Source organism: Halogeometricum sp. S1BR25-6 (assembly GCF_031624495.1).
GTDB lineage: Archaea > Halobacteriota > Halobacteria > Halobacteriales > Haloferacaceae > Halogeometricum > Halogeometricum salsisoli.
In genome coordinates this window covers 592,893-610,803 of sequence record NZ_JAMQOP010000002.1, presented here as the reverse complement: position 1 = coordinate 610,803, position 17,911 = coordinate 592,893, and the positions used below count along the sequence as shown (strand labels likewise).

At 66.2% G+C, this 17,911-nt stretch carries 17 protein-coding genes and 1 tRNA gene; 10 read left to right on the top strand and 8 right to left on the bottom strand.

Translation table 11 applies throughout. The annotated features are described in order from the left end of the window. Positions 1–73 precede the first annotated feature (73 nt). Both NDI76_RS13140 and NDI76_RS13135 read right to left on the bottom strand, forming a co-directional pair. Positions 74–358: a helix-turn-helix transcriptional regulator gene (locus tag NDI76_RS13140; protein WP_310924966.1), complete on the bottom strand. Its 285-nt coding sequence runs from the start codon at positions 356–358 to the stop codon at positions 74–76. 127 nt (positions 359–485) lie between these two features. Next, positions 486–770: a helix-turn-helix transcriptional regulator gene (locus NDI76_RS13135; protein ID WP_310924965.1), complete on the bottom strand. Its 285-nt coding sequence runs from the start codon at positions 768–770 to the stop codon at positions 486–488. Between the two features lie 489 nt (positions 771–1,259). Between NDI76_RS13135 and NDI76_RS13130 the strand changes: the two genes are divergently transcribed. Next, a tRNA-Ile gene (locus tag NDI76_RS13130) sits at positions 1,260–1,333 on the top strand. A 310-nt stretch (positions 1,334–1,643) separates the two neighbouring features. Continuing rightward, the gene (locus NDI76_RS13125) at positions 1,644–2,048 is read left to right on the top strand and encodes a metal-dependent transcriptional regulator (RefSeq protein ID WP_310924537.1); all 405 of its coding nucleotides are present in this window, start codon (positions 1,644–1,646) and stop codon (positions 2,046–2,048) included. 154 nt (positions 2,049–2,202) lie between these two features. Here the strand turns inward: NDI76_RS13125 and NDI76_RS13120 are convergent, their stop codons facing one another. Further along, positions 2,203–3,198, bottom strand: a complete 996-nt coding sequence (locus NDI76_RS13120; protein WP_310924536.1) for a phosphoribosyltransferase family protein — start codon at positions 3,196–3,198, stop codon at positions 2,203–2,205. A 294-nt stretch (positions 3,199–3,492) separates the two neighbouring features. On the opposite strand from NDI76_RS13120, the gene NDI76_RS13115 reads away from it, so the two are divergent. Then, the gene (locus NDI76_RS13115; RefSeq protein WP_310924535.1) at positions 3,493–3,627 is read left to right on the top strand and encodes a hypothetical protein; all 135 of its coding nucleotides are present in this window, start codon (positions 3,493–3,495) and stop codon (positions 3,625–3,627) included. 76 nt (positions 3,628–3,703) lie between these two features. Further along, positions 3,704–4,009, top strand: coding sequence for a translation initiation factor (yciH, locus tag NDI76_RS13110; RefSeq protein ID WP_310924534.1), 306 nt, complete (start codon positions 3,704–3,706; stop codon positions 4,007–4,009). Positions 4,010–4,069: 60 nt separating this feature from the next. Here yciH and NDI76_RS13105 read toward each other — a convergent pair whose 3' ends face one another. Then, positions 4,070–5,107, bottom strand: coding sequence for a sodium:calcium antiporter (locus NDI76_RS13105; protein ID WP_310924532.1), 1,038 nt, complete (start codon positions 5,105–5,107; stop codon positions 4,070–4,072). A 3-nt stretch (positions 5,108–5,110) separates the two neighbouring features. Further along, on the bottom strand, positions 5,111–6,352 hold the full coding sequence (locus NDI76_RS13100; RefSeq protein ID WP_310924531.1) for a GNAT family N-acetyltransferase: 1,242 nt from the start codon (positions 6,350–6,352) through the stop codon (positions 5,111–5,113). A gap of 164 nt (positions 6,353–6,516) precedes the next feature. Between NDI76_RS13100 and NDI76_RS13095 the strand changes: the two genes are divergently transcribed. The 5 genes from NDI76_RS13095 to NDI76_RS13075 all read left to right on the top strand — a co-directional run bounded on the left by NDI76_RS13095 (position 6,517) and on the right by NDI76_RS13075 (position 12,197). Further along, entirely contained in the window at positions 6,517–6,774 is a 258-nt protein-coding gene (locus NDI76_RS13095; protein WP_310924530.1) for a DUF7996 family protein, read from the top strand. Between the two features lie 69 nt (positions 6,775–6,843). Beyond that, entirely contained in the window at positions 6,844–7,095 is a 252-nt protein-coding gene (locus NDI76_RS13090) for a DUF8006 family protein (protein WP_310924529.1), read from the top strand. Between the two features lie 127 nt (positions 7,096–7,222). Further along, entirely contained in the window at positions 7,223–7,756 is a 534-nt protein-coding gene (locus tag NDI76_RS13085; RefSeq protein WP_310924528.1) for a DUF5815 family protein, read from the top strand. A gap of 218 nt (positions 7,757–7,974) precedes the next feature. After that, entirely contained in the window at positions 7,975–11,211 is a 3,237-nt protein-coding gene (gene carB, locus NDI76_RS13080) for a carbamoyl-phosphate synthase large subunit (protein ID WP_310924527.1), read from the top strand. A gap of 173 nt (positions 11,212–11,384) precedes the next feature. After that, positions 11,385–12,197 (top strand): SDR family oxidoreductase, encoded by an 813-nt coding sequence (locus NDI76_RS13075; RefSeq protein WP_310924525.1) that lies wholly within the window; start codon positions 11,385–11,387, stop codon positions 12,195–12,197. Positions 12,198–12,210: 13 nt separating this feature from the next. On the opposite strand, the gene NDI76_RS13070 is transcribed toward NDI76_RS13075, so the two are convergent. Further along, positions 12,211–13,035, bottom strand: a complete 825-nt coding sequence (locus NDI76_RS13070; RefSeq protein WP_310924523.1) for an NAD(+)/NADH kinase — start codon at positions 13,033–13,035, stop codon at positions 12,211–12,213. Positions 13,036–13,243: 208 nt separating this feature from the next. Here NDI76_RS13070 and NDI76_RS13065 point away from each other — a divergent pair, with 208 nt between their 5' ends. Then, positions 13,244–14,506: a KaiC domain-containing protein gene (locus NDI76_RS13065; RefSeq protein ID WP_310924522.1), complete on the top strand. Its 1,263-nt coding sequence runs from the start codon at positions 13,244–13,246 to the stop codon at positions 14,504–14,506. A 472-nt stretch (positions 14,507–14,978) separates the two neighbouring features. On the opposite strand, the gene NDI76_RS13060 is transcribed toward NDI76_RS13065, so the two are convergent. Beyond that, a complete protein-coding gene (locus NDI76_RS13060; protein ID WP_310924521.1) occupies positions 14,979–16,367 on the bottom strand; it encodes a CARDB domain-containing protein in 1,389 nt (462 codons plus the stop codon). Beyond that, positions 16,364–17,569 carry a metallophosphoesterase gene (locus NDI76_RS13055; RefSeq protein WP_310924520.1) on the bottom strand — a complete coding sequence of 402 codons (1,206 nt, stop codon included), beginning with the start codon at positions 17,567–17,569 and terminating at the stop codon, positions 16,364–16,366. Before NDI76_RS13055 ends, NDI76_RS13060 begins: the two co-directional genes overlap by 4 nt. Positions 17,570–17,911: the final 342 nt, after the last annotated feature.

Below are 17,911 nucleotides of genomic sequence, written 5' to 3'. Positions count from 1 at the left end.
CAGGTACCGGCCGAGACCGTTCGACGACGTATAGAGTCTCATTGCACGCCGGTCCCACCGGACGCGGCGTGACCTACTGGTCGGCGAGCGTCGGGACGGTTTCGTTCTCCCACCGACGGCGGTTTTCGAGGGCCTCACGACCGGTTTCCGAGAGCGCGTAGTAGTTGGTCCGCCGGTCGAGTTGTCCCTTCTCCACCAGTCCGTTCTCGACGACCACGTCGAGGTTTGGATAGAGACGGCCGTGGTTCACCTCGTCGATCTCCTTTTCGATCTCCTCTTTGACGGTCTGGCCCGACGGCTTCTCCAGTCCCGCGATTACCGTCAGCAGGTCCCGCTGGAACCCGGTCAACTCGAACATCTCGTTCGTCATCGAGCATCTCTTCTCGCGACGAACATATATATCCGACTAATATTCTAGTTGAAAGAATGTAGTGTTCGTGAGAACGAAGTGCGCCACCGGGGACCGGTCGGTGGCCGAAGCCTTCTCAGTCCTCGGTGAGACCGGGGACGGTTTCGTTCTCCCACTGGCGGCGGTTTTCGAGGGCCTCACGACCGGTTTCCGAGAGCGCGTAGTAGTTGGTCCGCCGGTCGAGTTGTCCCTTCTCCACCAGTCCGTTCTCGACGAGTGCGTCGAGGTTCGGATAGAGACGGCCGTGGTTCACCTCGTCGATCTCCTTTTCGATCTCCTCTTTGACGGTCTGGCCGGATGGTTTCTCCAGTCCCGCGATTACGGTGAGGACGTCTCGCTGAAAGCCCGTCAACTCGAACACGTCGTCTGTCATCGGTGGTCCATTCTCCGCTGTACGACAAATAAGTATGGAGAGTATCTATGGGCATACTATCTTATTATATGACTAGTAACGGCGTCGCGACCGGCGCGCTCTCGAGGCGACGTCGGGAAGCGCATCTATGTACGAGGCTTCTCACCCTAGTTTGACGAGTATATCTCGAAAAGAATGGTGAGTAGATATACTATATCTACTATGGTATTATTTAAATTGTTCCAAAACTATTTACCCTACTTATAGGTCTTTATCCTCTGTACTGACCTCGTATATGCCCGAGATACACTCAAATAGTACTGCACGAGCCGAAAACTGTTCTACCGGCTCCTCCACATTCTGCTCTCCGACGGAATCCACACATCGACGGCGTCCGCGGCTTCCCGCGGCGATTTGCCGGTGTCTATCACTCGACGGAGCCGTCTCGAAAAGAAACTCTTAAACGAATCCTCGAACAACGACTGAATGCGCTCACCTGGGCCAATAGCTCAGTCAGGTTGAGCGCTCGGCTGATAACCGGGAGGTCCGCGGTTCAAATCCGCGTTGGCCCATCCACTGCGCGGACGGTCTTTGGCCGTCCCGCGTTAGGGGCTGAGAACTCCCCAGCCACCTAACTTCGTTGTACTCACACCGACGAGATACCAGTCTCTTCTTCGGATAGCGGTTCCGTAACAGCGAGCGACGCCGCCGTACTCTACTCTTCGAACTGCTCTGACCCGCAAAAGCGGTGTACCGACCTCTCGACCGCGATGTAGCGGCTGATTTCGGTGTACCTAAAAACCGAAGCATCTATTATGTTTTAGGTATCCCTAAACGTATGGCGAGAGCGAGCGCGGATCGGGAGGTGCTGACGGGTCGCGGATGAGCGAACGCTCGCAGTACCTCCTCGCGCTATATATCGTCGAACACCGGCGACGACCGCCCGTCGCCCCCGGTCGGGTCGCCGAACTCGTCGGCCGCACGTCGGCGACGGCCATCGAGGCGTTCCACCGCTTCGACGAGGAGGGGCTGGTCGACTACGAACCGTACGAGGGAGTCGAACTCACGGGGCGCGGTCGGGACGTTGCGGCGGATCTCCACGAGACGTACGTGACGCTCTCGTGGTTCTTTCGGAGCGTCCTCGAACTGGACGACTACGAGGACGAGGCGATGCAGATGGCCGGCGTTCTCAGTTCCGACGTCGCGGCGCGACTCGCGTCGACGCTCCCGTTCGAGGTGCCGGACGAGGAGAGAGGCCCGGCGCCGATGCGAACTGGTGAGGAGTGAACACGCTCGCGTCTCTCTCATCGTGCCTCGACGCGACGCTCCGGCGACACGGCGTCCCTTCGGGTAGCGGAACGTCGAGAGACGCGCGCAGAAGTGTGTGGGTTCCCCACGCCGGGACGGTCCGCGGAGAGCGCCGGCCGCCCCGAAGCCGCGACTACTTCCGCAGGTGCGTCTGCATCATCCGACTCGCCGTGTAGTAGCTCTCCGAGAGCACATACTTACTCGCTTTCAGCGAGAAGGCGACCGGGTCCTCGCTGAACTGCGTGACGTAGTCGGTGCTCTTGTTCTGAATGCGGTCGACGCAGCCCGGTTTCATCAGTTCGTTCGTCTCGTAGCAGAGCACGGGCTGTTTCGAGCGCTCGCAGATGACGCCCGCCTGTCTCGGCGAACTCTCGATGAACAGCTTCGTATCCGTGTTCCGGTAGACGTCCGCCTTGTACTCGGCGTGGTTCCCCGCCCGCTGTCGGGCCTCCTTCGAGGGGTGATCCATCATCACCAGGTTCTCGTACTCGACGCCGTGTTCGTTCAGCCACGCCTCCGTCTCCTCGCGGTACTTCTCCAACCGGCACGTCACCAGCCACCCGATGGTCTCTGTGGGAACGACGCGCGGTTCGACGGTCCGCAGGAACTCGCGGTAGCGCGACCCGTCGTCGTTCTCCTCGCGCGTCGGGTCGCGGCAGAGAATCCCGTCGATGTCGACGCAGGAGTGTTTCAGGTCGGGGTGATGCATCACGTTCCACTCGAACACGCGCGGCTTGTCGACCACCTCGACCCAGTAGTCGACGAACTGGTGTCCCTTCGAGGAGATGTACACCGCGGCGTACTCGATGTCGAAGTCGAGGTTCTTCTCGGCCAACTGCGCCTTCGTCTCCCGCATCTGCCGCCCCGAGTCCACCGAGTCGTCGACGACGAGCACCCGCTCTACGTCGTCGAACGACACCTCGCCCTCGTGTCGGTGGCCGGTCTGGAGTACACGCTCCTCGCACAACCCCTCTACGTCGGTCATCGGCACGTCGAGATTCAAACAGAGCAGGTTCGCGGCGAGCAGACCGCTCCGCGGAATGCCGACGACGAGGTCCACCCCACGCGGAACCCCGTGCGAGAGTCGGCGCGCCCCTCTGTTCAACTCGGCCACACTTCTGTAGTTCACTATACAATGTTCAGAGGGTTTGACCGTATTATTCTAACTATGATAACGCCGATTAGGAGGGGTAAAATTTGTCATTTGAGGGGGGGGGTCTCGTGAAACAGAACCGCCTCTTGATAAGCCGAATGCTCCATCCGGGGCTTCCCGGAGGCATCCACTCGTTCGCCGACCGTCCGTACCTCGGCTCCGTCTGTCGGTTCCACGCGCGAACGACTCGGACGCAGCCGACCGAACCTCGTTATTTACTCTGTTCCGTATCACAGTAGTATTATGTGTGAGAACGTCGTACACGGGTCGATGCCCGAGATACGCGTCTCAGACAGCCTGTACAGACAGCTCGTCTCCGTCTCCGAGGCGGAGGGCGGCGACCTCGACAAGGCGATGTGGAAGATGGTCGCGCGGTACGGCCGCGGCAACCACCCGGGCGACTGAAACGACCCGACCGCGGTCGTTCGCGTCGCGCGCACGGCGGGCGAACGGGTATATCCGCGCGGCGCGTAGGGAGAGCGTGGCAAACAACGACGACCTGTCATCCATCGCCGGACTCCCCGAGGAGCTCGGTATCGACCAGGACCTCTCGAAATCCCAACAGCAGCTCTCGGTCCACGTCGACACCCGCCGCTACGGGAAAGCCGTCACCGTCGTCAGCGGCTTCGACCTCTCGAAGGAAGACCTGCGGGACGTGGCCTCGCGGTTGAAGAGCAAACTCGCGTGCGGCGGAACCGTCGAGGACGACTCGGTCGAGTTGCAGGGCGACCACACCGGCCGTATCGGCGACATCCTCCGCGAGATGGGCTACGACGTGCAGACCTAGAGCGGTCCGCGGCGACCGATGCCGACGGACGTTCGAGCTGTTTTTTCGATTCTGCCTCCCTTATCCGATGAACGAGGTGACGCCGAGGCTCTCGGCGACCAACCAGACGAGGAACACGCCGTAGAGGCCGACGAGGAGGTACGCCTCGCGGTGGGAGAGACGCATGTCCGTCCGGAGGACGGCGAAGAACGCCACCGACGCGGCGACGAGAAAGCCCATCATGGGCACCACCTCCGAGAGCGACACCGTCGCCCGCCCGGCGGCGAAGACGCCGGCGGGGAGGACGACCAACAGCGCGAAGATGTTGCTGCCGAGGACGTTCGCGAGGCTCACGTCGGCGTTGCCGCGGCGCGCGGCGACGACGCTGACGAACGTGTCGGGAAGGCTCGTCCCGGCGGCGACGACGGTGAGTCCCCACAGGAACGTCGACGTGCCAAAGGCGTTCCCGAAGCCGATGGCGGCGCGGACGAGCAACTCCGCGGAGACGACGATGACCGCGAGGGAGGCGAGCAATCGCATCCACTCGCGTCCGACGTTCACGGCGTCCGGGTCGACGTTGAACGGCGAGTCCAGTCGGTGTTCGACGGTGTCGGTGTACTGGATGAAGAGATAGAGGCCGTACAGAACGAGGGGGACGGCGCCGAGGGCGGGCGTCATCGTCCCGGTGAACGGGTCGCCGTCGGGCGTCCCGTCGTAGAGGACCGCCAGCGTGAACACCAGAAACACCACCGCGACGGAGAGCAGGTAGAACTGCGCCTCCTTGAACACCAGGTCGCGGTTCGACGCGAGCGACCCCTCGCCCGCCAGCGCGGAGACGGCCGGGATGACGAGGATGTTGAACACCGCCGACCCGACGACTGCGCCGACGCCGATGTCGAACGCGCCGTACCGCGCGGCGGCGATGACCGTGCTCGACAGTTCGGGGAAACTCGACCCGACGGCCGCGACGACGGCCCCCTGCACGACGGGCGGAAGCCGGTAGTACGCGCCGAGGCTGTCGGCCGCCTCGACCAGCAGTTCGCCGCCCCGGAACGCGAGTCCCGCGCCGACGACGGCGGCCCCGAGGTACAGCGCCAACGTGAACGTCGTGACCGCCATCGTTCAGAACCCTTCTCTGAGGAACGCCCGTTCGCGCGGGAACAACGCGTCCAGCGTCGCCCGAACCGACGCGTCCGCGACGGTCAGGTCACCGGCCCGTTCGAGTTCGGCGGCGTCGCGCGCCCCGACAGTCAACTGCGAGAGCGCGCCGATGTCGAGTTCGGCGTCCGGCGCCTCGGCCGCGCCGCCGTCGAGGCGACGCACGTGCGCGCCCGCGGCGTCCACGCGGAGTTCGAACGTCCCGTCGTTCCACGCGCAGCGGTCGTCGTCGACGTCGAGGACGACGGACTCGCGCGCGTCGTACGACAGCGTCGAGAGCGCCTCCGCAACGTCAACGACGCGGACCATCGGTCCGGGTTTCACCTCCAGCGTCGCCGCCCGCGGGTCGGGCAGTTCGTCGATGGGGCGCGCCCACTCGGGGAGGGTGCGGAACGTCACCGATTCGACCTGCGAGTCGTGGTCGCGGCAGAACCGCAGCAGGTGGCCGCGCGCCTCGTCGTCGGCGGCGGCGCGTTCCCACACGCGCATCGTCCGCCCGTCGCCGTCGTCCTCGTCGATGGTGTAGACGAGATAGCCCCGGAGCGACTCCTCCCCGTCGAACCAGCCGAAGACGTAGGGGTCCGTTTGCCACCCGCGGAAAACGCGCTCGCGCCACCAGCCCTCGGTCCGGCGGACCGCCAGCGACTCCGTCGCCCACGCCTCGTGAACCGCGCGCACCGCCGAAAGGTCCTCGTCGAGGGTCAGCCGACGGAACTCCCCGCGCGGGTCGGGGACGACGTCGGCGAGTTGCCCGGGCGGGAGCGTCGCCTCCGCGTGGTTACAGCAGGTCGCCCAGCCCAGTCGGCGGTAGAACGGATACTCGAACGGCCACAGCGTCGAGAACGCCGCCCCTTCCTCCCGGTAGCGGGTCAGGAGGGCATCGAGCATGGCGCCGACGGTTCCCTGTCGGCGCCCCTCCGGCGGGGAGGCGACGGCGGAGACGCCGGGCATCGACCGCCACTCGCCGCGCACGCGGACGGTGAAGTCGTAGCTGCCGCAGACGCTGCGGAGGGTCGAAACGTCGGGTACGGAGTCGGGGTCGGGGTCGGGGTCCGGCGGCGCGTCGTAGAAGCCAAGCGGGGTGAACAGGTCGGGGTCCTCGCGGTCGCGGTCCTCCCAGTCCGGTCCGTCCTCCGGTCGGAAGGCGTAGTTCACCATCCCGCGGAAGGCGTCGCGGTGGTCCTCCGGTAACTGACGCAGGTGCACGCCTCCACCGTCTCCGCGGACGGTGAAAAGCGCTCCCCGGCCGTGGCAACGAGCGCCGTACCGGAACCCGTCGGCCGTCGGGGAGGACCGAGAGCGGGTGGAGCGAGCGGCGACGGGCGGCGCGGAACCGAGCGATTCAGGGTCGTGCGGTCCCGAGCGGGCGTATGGGTCAAGACGAGGCTCCCGTTCGGGACGACGGGGAGTCGTCGAGCATGTTCGAACTCACGCGCGACAAACTGCTCCTCTTGGCGGTGCTGTTCGTCGGTATCGCCGGGACGGGCATCGTCCGACGGTTCCTCGGCGAACTCGGCTACAACGGTATCGGTCGTATCGTGTTCGTGCTCGGCTACGGCGGAATGGTGTTCATCGTCTGGTACGGCTGGATTCGGCCGATGGACATCACCGGCCCCGGCGACAGGTGACGCCGGCGTCCGCTCGGCCGGAGAGAACGGAACTTTAATACTCGATTCGCGCCGAATCTCGCGGTAAGGATGCTCCCCCTACAGCTCATCGACAGCTTCCTGCTGGAATACAACGTCGGGCAGGCGCTGTTGCTCGTTTTCATCTTGGCGACGCTGGGCGCGCTACCGTTGAAATCCGCGAAGGTGGTCGCCCTCAACACCATGGCGTTCGGCGTCATCTTCCTCCTGACGCCGCAGTCGCTGGTTCCGATTCACTACCTGTTCCTCGGCATCGCGCTGGTCATCATCGGTCCGCTGCTGTGGACCACCTCGCGGGACTGACCGCGGACCCGAGGCGCCGGCCGCATCCTTCCCACCCGCTCGCGCGACATCGTGCGGACGCGGGCGCGAGCGCGAGAACACGAACGCGAACGCGACGTTTAACCCACCGCGACGACAACGACGGCGCATGGCACAACCGCGCGTCCCGGGCGGCGGTGGTGAGGACCTCGAACTCCCCTGCGGGGAGACGAAGTCGGTCCGAAGCCTCGACCTCGGCCTCCGGGAGTTCGACTGCCCGTGCGGCGAGGCACACGCCGTGGTGATGGACGTGCACCCGCCGGAGCGCTTCCTGCCCGACTTCCTCGTCGAGGTGCTTCAGGAGGCCGTCGAGACGACGAGCGAGGAGATGCCCGAGTTCGGCACGGCGCATCTGATGGGTATCGTTCTCGAAGAGTTCCCCCAGAAGGTCGTCTCCGCGGACGTGAGCGACGACGGCGACGTCGGCGCGGGCATCATCTGGGTGACCGACTTCGACTCGCGCCGCCTCCACGAGATAATCGTCGAACTCGTCGTCGAACTGATGGAACACGCGGTCTCTCACGCCGAGGACGACGCGGCCATCTCGAACTTCGAGACGAAGATGCTCGATTTCGACGTAGGCGAGTTCGTCGAACAGTACCGCGCGCAACGCGACCTGTCCGAGGACGACGTCTACGCGTAGGCGCGGACGACCCACCTCGAACCGAACCGGAGACCCGAACCGGACCGCGGTACGACCTTCTCCCCTGTCATTCTCTCTCACACCGGCCAGCGGCGCGTCTCGTCCCGCGAGGGCGTCGATTCGGCCGCGTCGCGGCCTCTCTACGATATTCGAAACTCAGTTTCGCATCTCGTAGTAATTCGCCGGGCTTATTACGATGTGCTGACTTCGTTTCCACGATGACCGACGAGGACACCTCGACTGGCTCTCCCGAAGAGGGCGAGAACAGGACCATACTACTCATCGGAAGCGGGCCCATTCAGATCGGACAGGCGGCCGAGTTCGACTACTCCGGCGCGCAGGCGTGCCGAGCGCTGCAGGAGGAAGGGGCGCGAGTCGTCCTCGTCAACTCGAACCCGGCGACGATCATGACCGACCCGGAGATGGCCGACAAGGTGTACATCGAACCCATCACCACCGAAGCCATCTCCGAGGTCATCCGCAAGGAGACTCCCGACGGCGTCATCGCCGGCCTCGGGGGACAGACGGGGCTGAACGTCACCGCCGAACTCGCAGAAGAGGGAATCCTCGAGGAGTTCGACGTGGAGATCATGGGGACGCCGCTGGATACGATATACGCGACGGAGGACCGCGACCTGTTCCGTCAGCGCATGGAGGACATCGGCCAACCCGTCCCCGCCTCGACGACCATCTCACTCGACGAGGACGAGTCCGTCTCCGCGGTCACGGAGGACGACCTCGCGGACCGCGTCGAGTCCGCGGTGGACGCCGTCGGCGGCCTCCCCGTTATCTCGCGGACGACCTACACCCTCGGCGGGTCGGGGTCGGGCGTCGTCGACGATATGGAGGAACTCAAACAGCGCGTGCGCAAGGGACTTCGCCTCTCGCGCAACAGCGAGGTGCTCATCACCGAGTCCATCTCGGGATGGGTCGAACTGGAGTACGAGGTGATGCGCGACGCCGACGACTCGTGTATCATCATCTGCAACATGGAGAACATCGACCCGATGGGCATCCACACCGGCGAGTCGATGGTCGTCACCCCCTCGCAGGTGATTCCGGACGAGGGTCACCAGGAGATGCGCGACGCGGCCCTCGAAGTCATCCGCGACCTCGGGATTCAGGGCGGGTGTAACATCCAGTTCGCGTGGCACGACGACGGCACCCCCGGCGGCGAGTACCGCGTCGTGGAAGTGAACCCGCGCGTCTCCCGTTCCTCGGCGCTGGCCTCGAAGGCGACGGGCTACCCCATCGCCCGCGTCACCGCGAAGGTTGCGCTCGGTAAGCGCCTCCACGAGATAGAAAACGAGATTACGGGCGAGACCACCGCCGCCTTCGAACCCGCAATCGACTACGTGGTGACGAAGATTCCGCGGTGGCCTAAAGACAAGTTCGACGACGTGGACTTCACGCTCTCGACGGCGATGAAGTCGACCGGCGAGGCGATGTCCATCGGCCGGACGTTCGAGGAGTCGATGCTGAAGGCACTCCGCTCGACCGAGTACGACCCGGTGGCCGAGTGGTCCGAAGTTTCGGACGAGGAACTCGAAGCCGAGTATCTGGAGCGGCCGACGCCGGACCGCCCGTACGCCATCTTCGAGGCGTTCGAGCGCGGATACTCCGTCGAGGACGTGGTGGAGATGACGGAGATGAAGACGTGGTACGTCGAGCGGTTCAAGCGCATCACCGACTCCGTCGCCGCCGCCCAGGAGGGCGACTTCACCGCCGCGGCCACCGCCGGCCACACGAACGCGGAAATCGCCGCCGCGACGGGCAGCGACGTCGGCACCGTCGAGACGCAGGTTCCCGGCCGGACGTACAAACAAGTCGACACCTGCGCCGGTGAGTTCGCCGCGCAGACGCCGTACTATTACTCCTCGCGCAAGCCGGAGTTCTTCTCCGGTCCCTACGAGGGCGACGCGGCGGCGGGCGAACTCCGCGTCGACCGCGACGTAGAGAGCGTCGTCGTCGTCGGCGGCGGTCCCATCCGCATCGGGCAGGGCGTCGAGTTCGACTACTGTTCGGTCCACGCCGTGCGCGCCCTCCGCGAGATGGGCATCGACGCGCACGTCGTGAACAACAACCCCGAGACGGTCTCGACGGACTACGACACCTCCGACGGCCTGTTCTTCGAACCCATCACGCCGGAGGAAGTCGCGGACGTCATCGAGGCGGCCGACGCCGACGGCGTGATGGTCCAGTTCGGCGGACAGACCTCCGTCAACATCGGCGAGAAACTGGAGGACGAACTGCAACGCCGCGGCGTCGACTGCGAGATTCTCGGCACGACCGTGGACGCGATGGACCTCGCGGAGGACCGCGACCGGTTCAACCTCCTGATGGACGAGTTGGGGATTCTCCAACCCGAAGGCGGGTCCGCGCGGAGCAAGGAGGAGGCGCTCGAACTCGCGCGCGACATCGGCTACCCCGTCCTCGTCCGCCCGTCGTACGTCCTCGGCGGCCGCGCGATGGACGTCGTCCGCTCCGACGAGGAGTTGGAGACGTACATCGAGGAGGCCGTCCGCGTCTCGCCGGACAAACCCATCCTCGTCGACGAGTTCCTCGCGGACGCCGTCGAACTCGACGTCGACGCCGTCAGCGACGGCGAGCACACCCTCATCGGCGGCGTGATGGAGCACGTCGAGAGCGCGGGCGTCCACTCGGGCGACTCCGCCTGCATGATTCCGCCGCGCGCGCTGGACGCGGAGACGATGGCCCGCGTCCGCGAGGTGACAGAAGAGATAGCCACCGCCCTCGATACCGTGGGTCTGCTGAACGTCCAACTCGCCGTCAAGGACGGCGAGGTGTACGTGCTCGAAGCCAACCCGCGCTCCTCGCGGACGGTGCCGTTCGTCTCGAAGGCGACGGGCGTCTCCATCGCCAAACTCGCGGCGAAGGTGATGGCCGGCGAGACGCTGGCGTCGCTGGACGTCGAGGAGCAGATTCCCGAGCACACCTCCGTCAAAGAGGTCGTCCTGCCGTTCGACCGCCTGCCGAACTCCGACCCGCGCCTCGGCCCCGAGATGAAGTCGACGGGCGAGGTGATGGGCACCGCGCGGTCGTTCGCCAAGGCGTACGACAAGGCGCAGGACGCGACGAGCAAGCCGGTGCCGACCGGCGGCACGGCCATCGTCGACCTCTCGGCCGACGAGTTCCCCGACCTCGACAGCGAGGCGGGCGCGGCCCTCCGCGACGGCTTCGCCGACTACTTCGACCTCGCGTCCTTCGACGACGTGGAGGAACGCGATGCCGCCATCCGCGAGGGGAAGATAGACCTCGTGGTGTCGCGGAACCGCGACATGCTCGAACTCTGCGTCGAAGAGGAGATAACCTACTTCTCCACGCACGCCTCCGCCTCGGCGGCGCTGGAGGCCATTGGCGCGAAGGACGACCCCCTCGACGTGCTCGCCGTCTCGGACCGTCCGAAGCGGACGGCCGAGTGGGGCGGCGAGTAACGACGCGGCGCACCGCACACCGCGGCGAACCCGTCTCCCGTCTCGTCTCCGCTTCGTTCGTCTCCATCCTTCGGTGCGTTCGCTCCGCTTCGACCGCAGACTGGGATTCCCTTCGAGCGCAGATTTTGTCCGCCGAACGAACCGTTATGTGCGCTCGGAGGCCACGATACCGCATGACATTTTCGAGCGGCCGGGTGCTAGTCGCTGGCGCGACGGGCGGGACGGGTCGGCGCGTGCTCGAGACGCTCCGGTCGCTCGACGCCGACGTGACCGTCCGCGCGCTGACGCGGTCCGCCGAGGCGGAGTCGACGCTCCGGAAACGGGGAGCCGACGAGGTAGTCGTCGGCGACGCCCTCTCCTCGGAGGACGCCGCCCGCGCCGTCGAGGGCTGCGACGCCGTCGTTTGCGCGCTCGCGTCCTCGCTCGGTCTGGGGTCTCTCACCGGCGACCACGCCGACGGCCGGGGAGTCGAGAACCTCGTCGACGCCGCGCGCGACGCCGGCGTCGCGCGGTTCGTCCTCGTCTCCTCCATCGGCGTCGGCGACTCCACGTCCGGGATGACGTTCGGTCTCCGCCTCCTCCTCCGCGGTCTCGGCGTCCTCTCGGCGAAGGCCCGCGCCGAGACGCACCTCCGCGAGTCGGGCCTCGCGTATACGATTCTCCGACCCGGCGGCCTGACGAACGCCGACGCGACGGGCGACGTGGTCGTCGGCGAGGGCGGCGACACCGTCTCGGGGTCCGTCCCCCGCGCCGACGTGGCGGGACTCTGCGTCGCCTCGCTGTTCACGCCGGCGGCGGAGAACAGGACGTTCGAGGTGGTCGCCCGGCGGGGCCTCCGCGGCAACCCCGAGGGCGTCGTCGAGGTGGACTGGCGGATGGACTCCGCGTCGGGCGATAGCGCTTCAACGGCGTCGGCCGCCGAGCGACGGTCCGCGTCCGGGAGCGTCCCGGACGACGCCGTCGAGGAGAGCGAGTCCGCGGACTGACCGGTCGACCCGTCTAGTCGAGCTTTCCGAGCGCCTCGAAGAAGTCGGAGGGCGACCCCGCGAGGCGGACGGGGGCGTCCGCGGAGGCGACGGTCACCTCGGCCGGCGGCGTCAGGTACTTCCGCCGTCTGCCGTCGGTGACGACGACCGCCTCCTCGGCGCCGGCCACGGAGATTGTCACCTCCGCGTCCGGCGAGACGACCAGCGGCGGCATCCCGTCCTCGGCGACCATCTCGTTGACGACGAGGCCGCCGACGCTCGGGTGCACCAGCGGTCCGCGTTCGCTGAGGTTGTACGCCGTGCTCCCGGTCGGCGTCGCCACGAGGATGCCGTCCGCGCGCCCGTCGCTGTACAGCGAGCCGTCGACGCGCACCTCGACGTCGACGCCGCCGCCGTGCCCCCGCCGCGGTCCCTGCACGACCACCTCGTTCATCGCGGGGCGTTCGGTCCACCCGTCCCCGCCGGCGGCGATGCGCGGCACCTCTCGGGCCGCGAGCGACTCCCCTCGTCGGAACTGGTCGACCTCGGCCAGCACCGCCTCGACGGCCTCCTCGGGGCCGACGGCGTTCAGGAACCCGACCTCGCCGAGGTTGACCCCGAGGATGGGCGTCCCGCCCGCGCCGCGCGCGGCGAACAGGAACGTGCCGTCGCCCCCGATGCTCACCGCGAGGTCGGCGGACTCGAACGTCTCGACGTCGTGGCCCGCGACGCCGAGCGTTTCCGCCGTGTCCGCGTCGACGCGCACGTCGACGCCCGCTTCGTCGAGTCGCTCCCGGAGGTCCTCGGCCAACCGCGCGGCCCGGTCGTTCCCCCGTTGTGCGACGATGGCCACCTGCATGCTCGTCTCTCGGGTTCGCTCTCGCCGGCCAAAAGCCCACCGTCACCCGATTCTCTCCGGATTCGACTCCTCGTTCGGCGACGGCCGGACGAACCAGTCGGTACGGGTAACATTCATACATACCGGCGACTATCTATCTCACGACTGCGATGGAATCGACCGCTTCGCGTTCGCGCGCGACACGACACGACGACCGGGGGGGCAACGCGTGAGCAGCGACGACGACTGGTTCGAGCGTGCGTTCGCGGACGGCGAGTCCGACGTCGACACCGAGGCCGATACCGAGACTGAGACGGACGAAACTGAGACGGACCCGGACGAAACCGACGGCGCGAGACCGGACGCGGACTCCGAGGAGGCGGAACCGACCGACGGACCGGACAGCGCGACCGGCGAGGACACCGACCGCGCGTTCGGCGCGGACTCGGACGTCGACGACGCGTTCGGGTTCGACGTCGGCGCACCGTCGGACGACGCGGCGTCGACGACCGACCGGACCGGCGTCGCTCGCGCCGACGACACCGACCCGTTCGGCGGCGTCCGCGGCGGGTCGCCGGACGAACGGAAGCGGGGCACTGCCGGGGCGGACGACGACAACTACGACCCGTTCCCCGACGATTTCGCGGCGGCGATGGAGAGTGCACCGGAGTTCGGCGACCCGGCGGACGACTTCGCGGCGGCGATGGAGAGCGCGCCGGGACCCGACGGTCCGGACGCCGGGTTCGGCCGAACGGGCGGCGAGGACGGGTTCGACGAAGAGGCGTTCGAGTCCGACATCGACCGCCTCGACATCGGCATCGACGGCCTCGACGAGATGATTCTGGGCGGCGTCCCCACCCGGTCGCTCATGGTCGCCATCGGGTCGGCCGGGACGGGCAAGACGACGTTCGGCCTCCAGTTCCTCAATCGAGCGCTCGAAGACGGCGAGAAGGCCGTCTACATCACGCTGGAGGAGAGCCGACAGCGCATCTTCGACACCGCCGAGGAGAAGGGGTGGGCGTTCCGCGAACACGCCGAGGCGGACCGACTCGCCGTCATCGACCTCGACCCCGTCGAGATGGCCAACAGCCTCGCCAGTATCCAGAACGACCTCCCGCGCCTCGTCTCGGAGTTCGGCGCTCAGCGCCTCGTCCTCGACTCCGTCTCGCTCCTGGAGATGATGTACGACCACCCGTCCGAACGCCGGAGTCAGGTGTTCGACTTCGCTCGTGCGCTGAAGCAGGCGGGTGTGACGACGCTTCTCACCTCCGAGGCGAAGGAGAGCAACCCCTACGCCTCCCGGCACGGACTCGTCGAGTACCTCGCCGACGCCGTGTTCGTCCTCCAGTACGTCCGCCCGAGCGACTTCCGCGAGACGCGACTCGCCATCGAAATCCAGAAGATACGGGACGCCAACCACTCCCGCGAGACGAAGCCGTACGAACTCACGAGCGACGGTATCAGCGTCTACCGGCAGGCGAACATCTTCTGAAAATGCTGACTCAGCACCCGCTCACAGCGCCTACTCGACCGGTCGCGGCCGTCGTCGACGAGTACACGAACTAGACGCAATCTTTATTTCGATACACTTCTGGCAGATTCGTTTGGTAGGGTACCCGTTTACACGACTGCGACGAACGCGTTCGGAGCACCGTCTTCGAGTGGACGATGCGGGAGTTCGCGCTGGGGACCCCCCCGAGGTGTCGTTCGGACGCGCCGTCGACGCGTATAAGCTGTTCTGGATCGCCGAGCGACCCGACGGGAACGTCATCGTCGACAGCGTCGCGACGAGGAGTCGCTGCTGGACGACTGAGGTCGGTCGCCGGCCCGACGGTGCCGTCCCGCCCCCGCCCGTAGGCGGTTCGATGGCAGACGTACGTGCGGGTACATACCATGTAGCGTACGAATACGAGCGCACGGAGTCGGCGGACCGCAAAAGAGTTCGGCTCGGGGAGGCTGTTACGCTACACTTCGCGTCGCAGCGTGAGCCAACAGACCAGTAGGCTCATCGCCGCGATCGAGACGACGAACCCGAATCCGGGCGTGGAGCCGCTCGTCTCCGTGCCGCCGGAGCCGGATTCCGTGCTGACCTCCGTCGCGGGCGCCGCCGTCTCCTCCGTCTCCGTCGCGGACGCCGCCGTCGGCGTGGCCGTCGACTCCGGCGTCGCGGTGGCCGTCGCAGTCGCCGTCGTCTCGTTCGCCGCGACGGTCACGGTGCCGGCGGCGATGGAGTTGACGCCGAGCGCGTACGTGCCGGGGGTGTCGAAGGTGATAGAGAAGTTCACCCTGCGGCTCTCCCCCTCGTCTATCTCGACGGCTCGGCTGTACTCCGTCTCGTTACCGTCGACGTACAGTCGCGCGTCGAACTCGCCGTCGGCGTCGCCGGAGTTCTCGACGAGCGCCGAGACGAGCACCGCGTCCCCGACGCTCCCGTTCGTCGCGTTGAGTTCGACCGACTCGACGGAAAACTCCGGTTCGTCCGCCGAGTAGCCGCCTCCTCCGCCGCTACTGCTGCTGCTACTGTCGTCGTCATCGTCGTCGTCGCTGCTACTGCTGTCGTCGTCCTCTTCGGCCGGAATCGGGGTCTCAGTTTCAGTTTCTGTTTCCGTTTCGGTCTCGGTCTCTGTAGCCGTTTCAGTCTCCGTCTCGATTTCAGTCTCCGTCTCGTTTTCCGTCTCAGTTTCCGTTGCCGTCTCGGTCTCCGTAGCCGTCTCTGACTCGGTCTCAGTTTCCGTTGCCGTCTCTGTCGCGGTTTCGGTGGCCGTCTCCGTCTCGGTCGCGGTTTCTGTCTCTGTCTCCGTTTCCGTTTCAGTCTCGGTCGCAGTCGGCGTCTCGGTCTCGGCCGCCTCGACGCTCACGGTCACGTCGTTGAACGTCTCCGGGACGAACGTCTCGCCGTCGGCGGACGCGAACTTCGTCTCGGACTCGTCGAACGAGAGCGCCGCGCTCTCGCCGGCCTCGCCGGTTACTTCGAGCGTTATCTCGGCCAGCACGGGACCGTCGGTGTTCGACCCGCGAATCTGGTTGAACGCGACGCTGCCTCCTTCGTTGTCGACGTTTGCGACCGGGTCGCCGAAGTCGTCGCTCCCCGAGACGTCCGTCACTTGGACGACGTCGGGGTCGTAGGTGAGCGTCGTCTGATAGCCGCTCACGTCCGTGGCGTCCGCCCAGACGCTCACCGTGACGGTCTCACCCGGTTCCGCGGTGAGGGTACCGTCCGGCGACGTCGTGACCTCCTCGCCGACGCTGATCGCGGAGGCGGTCTGCGCCCCGACCGAGGCCGCGCCGGCCGGAAGGCCGACGAGTAGTACGAGCACGCATCCGAGCGCCAGAACCCTGTTCGCGCCGTTCATTGTCCTTCCTCGCTGATGTTCCGCGTGCGAATCGCATCGCCGATGTCTATATCGCCGTCGTCGTCGACGTCCGCGGCCTCCGAGTCGATGTCGACGTCCTCGCCGGCGATCGAACGCTGGATTGCCTCGACGTCGTCACCGTCCACGTCGCCGTCGCCGTCGGCGTCGCCCGCGAGCGGTCCGTCCGAAGCGGACCCGAAGCGGGCGTCGAAGTCGAGGTCGAAGCCGAACTCGCTGTCCCCGTCTTCGAGGTATTCGTCCTCGCTCGGCGAGTACGTCTGGATTTGAATGCGGTCGGGGTCGTCTCCGCTCCCGCCGCCGGGTTGGAACCGAATCTGCCGGAGCAGTCCGTACCCGCCGTTGTCGCGGTCCTGGAAGTTCGACAGCAGTTCGTACACGTCCTCGCCGTCGTCGTTCGAGGAGACTTGGTCGGCTTCGCCGTCGTCTCTGTGCCAGTGGCCGCACAGCACCATGAACACCTGCGAGTTCGGCGCGATGAGTTCCTCCCAGACCGTTTGACCCTCGGTTCCGATGCCGTTCTCTTCCTGTACCTGCAGGGTCCGACGCTGCGGGGAGTCCCGGAGGTACGAGTGCGTGCTGATGATGGTCGGTCGGTCGGGGTACTGCTCGAGGATGCTCTGCGCCCACCCCAACGCGGTCGAGGAGTCGTCGATGTCTCCCGGTATCTCCCACTCCAAGGCGAGGTGGAGGAAGTCGTACCCGCCCGCGGAGAACAGTTGGTAGCTGTTGAGGTCGTCCGGTCCCGCGTTCTGGGACGCCCCGAAGTACTGTCGGTAGTTCTCGATGGACGAGGTGCGGTCTCCCAGCGACGCCCAGTCGTGGTTGCCGGGAAGCGTCGAGAAGGAGACGGCGCCGTCGAGGGGTGCGAGCGCCTCCGCCATGTGTTCCCACTCCGCCTCGTCGTCGCCGTTCTCGACCACGTCGCCAAGGTGGCTGACGTGGACGATGTTCTCTCCGCCGACGTTGTCGACGACCCACTCGGCTTGGTCCCGCGGATACGACGTCCCGTCTTCGGCGTAGTATTGGGTGTCCGGGAGGGCGACGACCGTCCACGGCTCCGAACTCTGAGCGGCCCCGGCCGTCGCGCCGATCCCCGCCAGCGTCGCACCCGTACCCAACGCCCGCAAAACGGTTCGTCTCGTCGGACCCGACCACCCCGTCGCCTCGGGGTCGGCCGTCATGTTACCACGCGATGTCGTCGCGGCTCTCCCCGGCGGGTCGCCATCTGTGTTCCGATGTGTCGACACGCCGCGCGGGACCGCTCCCGCGGATTCGTCCGCGCGCCGTAACCACTGTAGGGACTCGTTGATACTCGACTCATGGGCGGTTCTTACTTCGGATGTAACTCTTCGTTGATGGATAGTTATATATGAGTTAAGTAAACGGCGCCGAATCGGCGCTTTGGGTTAATCGGTGTCCCATCCGTCGGCCCGACCGAACCCGAGAAAAATACGTCTCCCTAACTGACATATTCTATCGTTTAGAATCCGGATCTCCGATACGTGCGTGTCGGCCGGTCACGC

Excerpts from the sequence above, each read along its gene's own strand:
- carB (WP_310924527.1), top strand. The coding sequence starts at position 7,975 with ATGACCGACGAGGACACCTCGACTGGCTCTCCCGAAGAGGGCGAGAAC.
- NDI76_RS13125 (WP_310924537.1), top strand. The coding sequence starts at position 1,644 with ATGAGCGAACGCTCGCAGTACCTCCTCGCGCTATATATCGTCGAACAC.
- NDI76_RS13060 (WP_310924521.1), bottom strand. The coding sequence starts at position 16,367 with ATGAACGGCGCGAACAGGGTTCTGGCGCTCGGATGCGTGCTCGTACTA.
- NDI76_RS13075 (WP_310924525.1), top strand. The coding sequence starts at position 11,385 with ATGACATTTTCGAGCGGCCGGGTGCTAGTCGCTGGCGCGACGGGCGGG.
- NDI76_RS13070 (WP_310924523.1), bottom strand. The coding sequence starts at position 13,035 with ATGCAGGTGGCCATCGTCGCACAACGGGGGAACGACCGGGCCGCGCGG.
- NDI76_RS13055 (WP_310924520.1), bottom strand. The coding sequence starts at position 17,569 with ATGACGGCCGACCCCGAGGCGACGGGGTGGTCGGGTCCGACGAGACGA.
- NDI76_RS13115 (WP_310924535.1), top strand. The coding sequence starts at position 3,493 with ATGCCCGAGATACGCGTCTCAGACAGCCTGTACAGACAGCTCGTCTCC.
- NDI76_RS13105 (WP_310924532.1), bottom strand. The coding sequence starts at position 5,107 with ATGGCGGTCACGACGTTCACGTTGGCGCTGTACCTCGGGGCCGCCGTC.
- NDI76_RS13090 (WP_310924529.1), top strand. The coding sequence starts at position 6,844 with ATGCTCCCCCTACAGCTCATCGACAGCTTCCTGCTGGAATACAACGTC.
- NDI76_RS13140 (WP_310924966.1), bottom strand. The coding sequence starts at position 358 with ATGTTCGAGTTGACCGGGTTCCAGCGGGACCTGCTGACGGTAATCGCG.
- NDI76_RS13095 (WP_310924530.1), top strand. The coding sequence starts at position 6,517 with ATGGGTCAAGACGAGGCTCCCGTTCGGGACGACGGGGAGTCGTCGAGC.
- NDI76_RS13085 (WP_310924528.1), top strand. The coding sequence starts at position 7,223 with ATGGCACAACCGCGCGTCCCGGGCGGCGGTGGTGAGGACCTCGAACTC.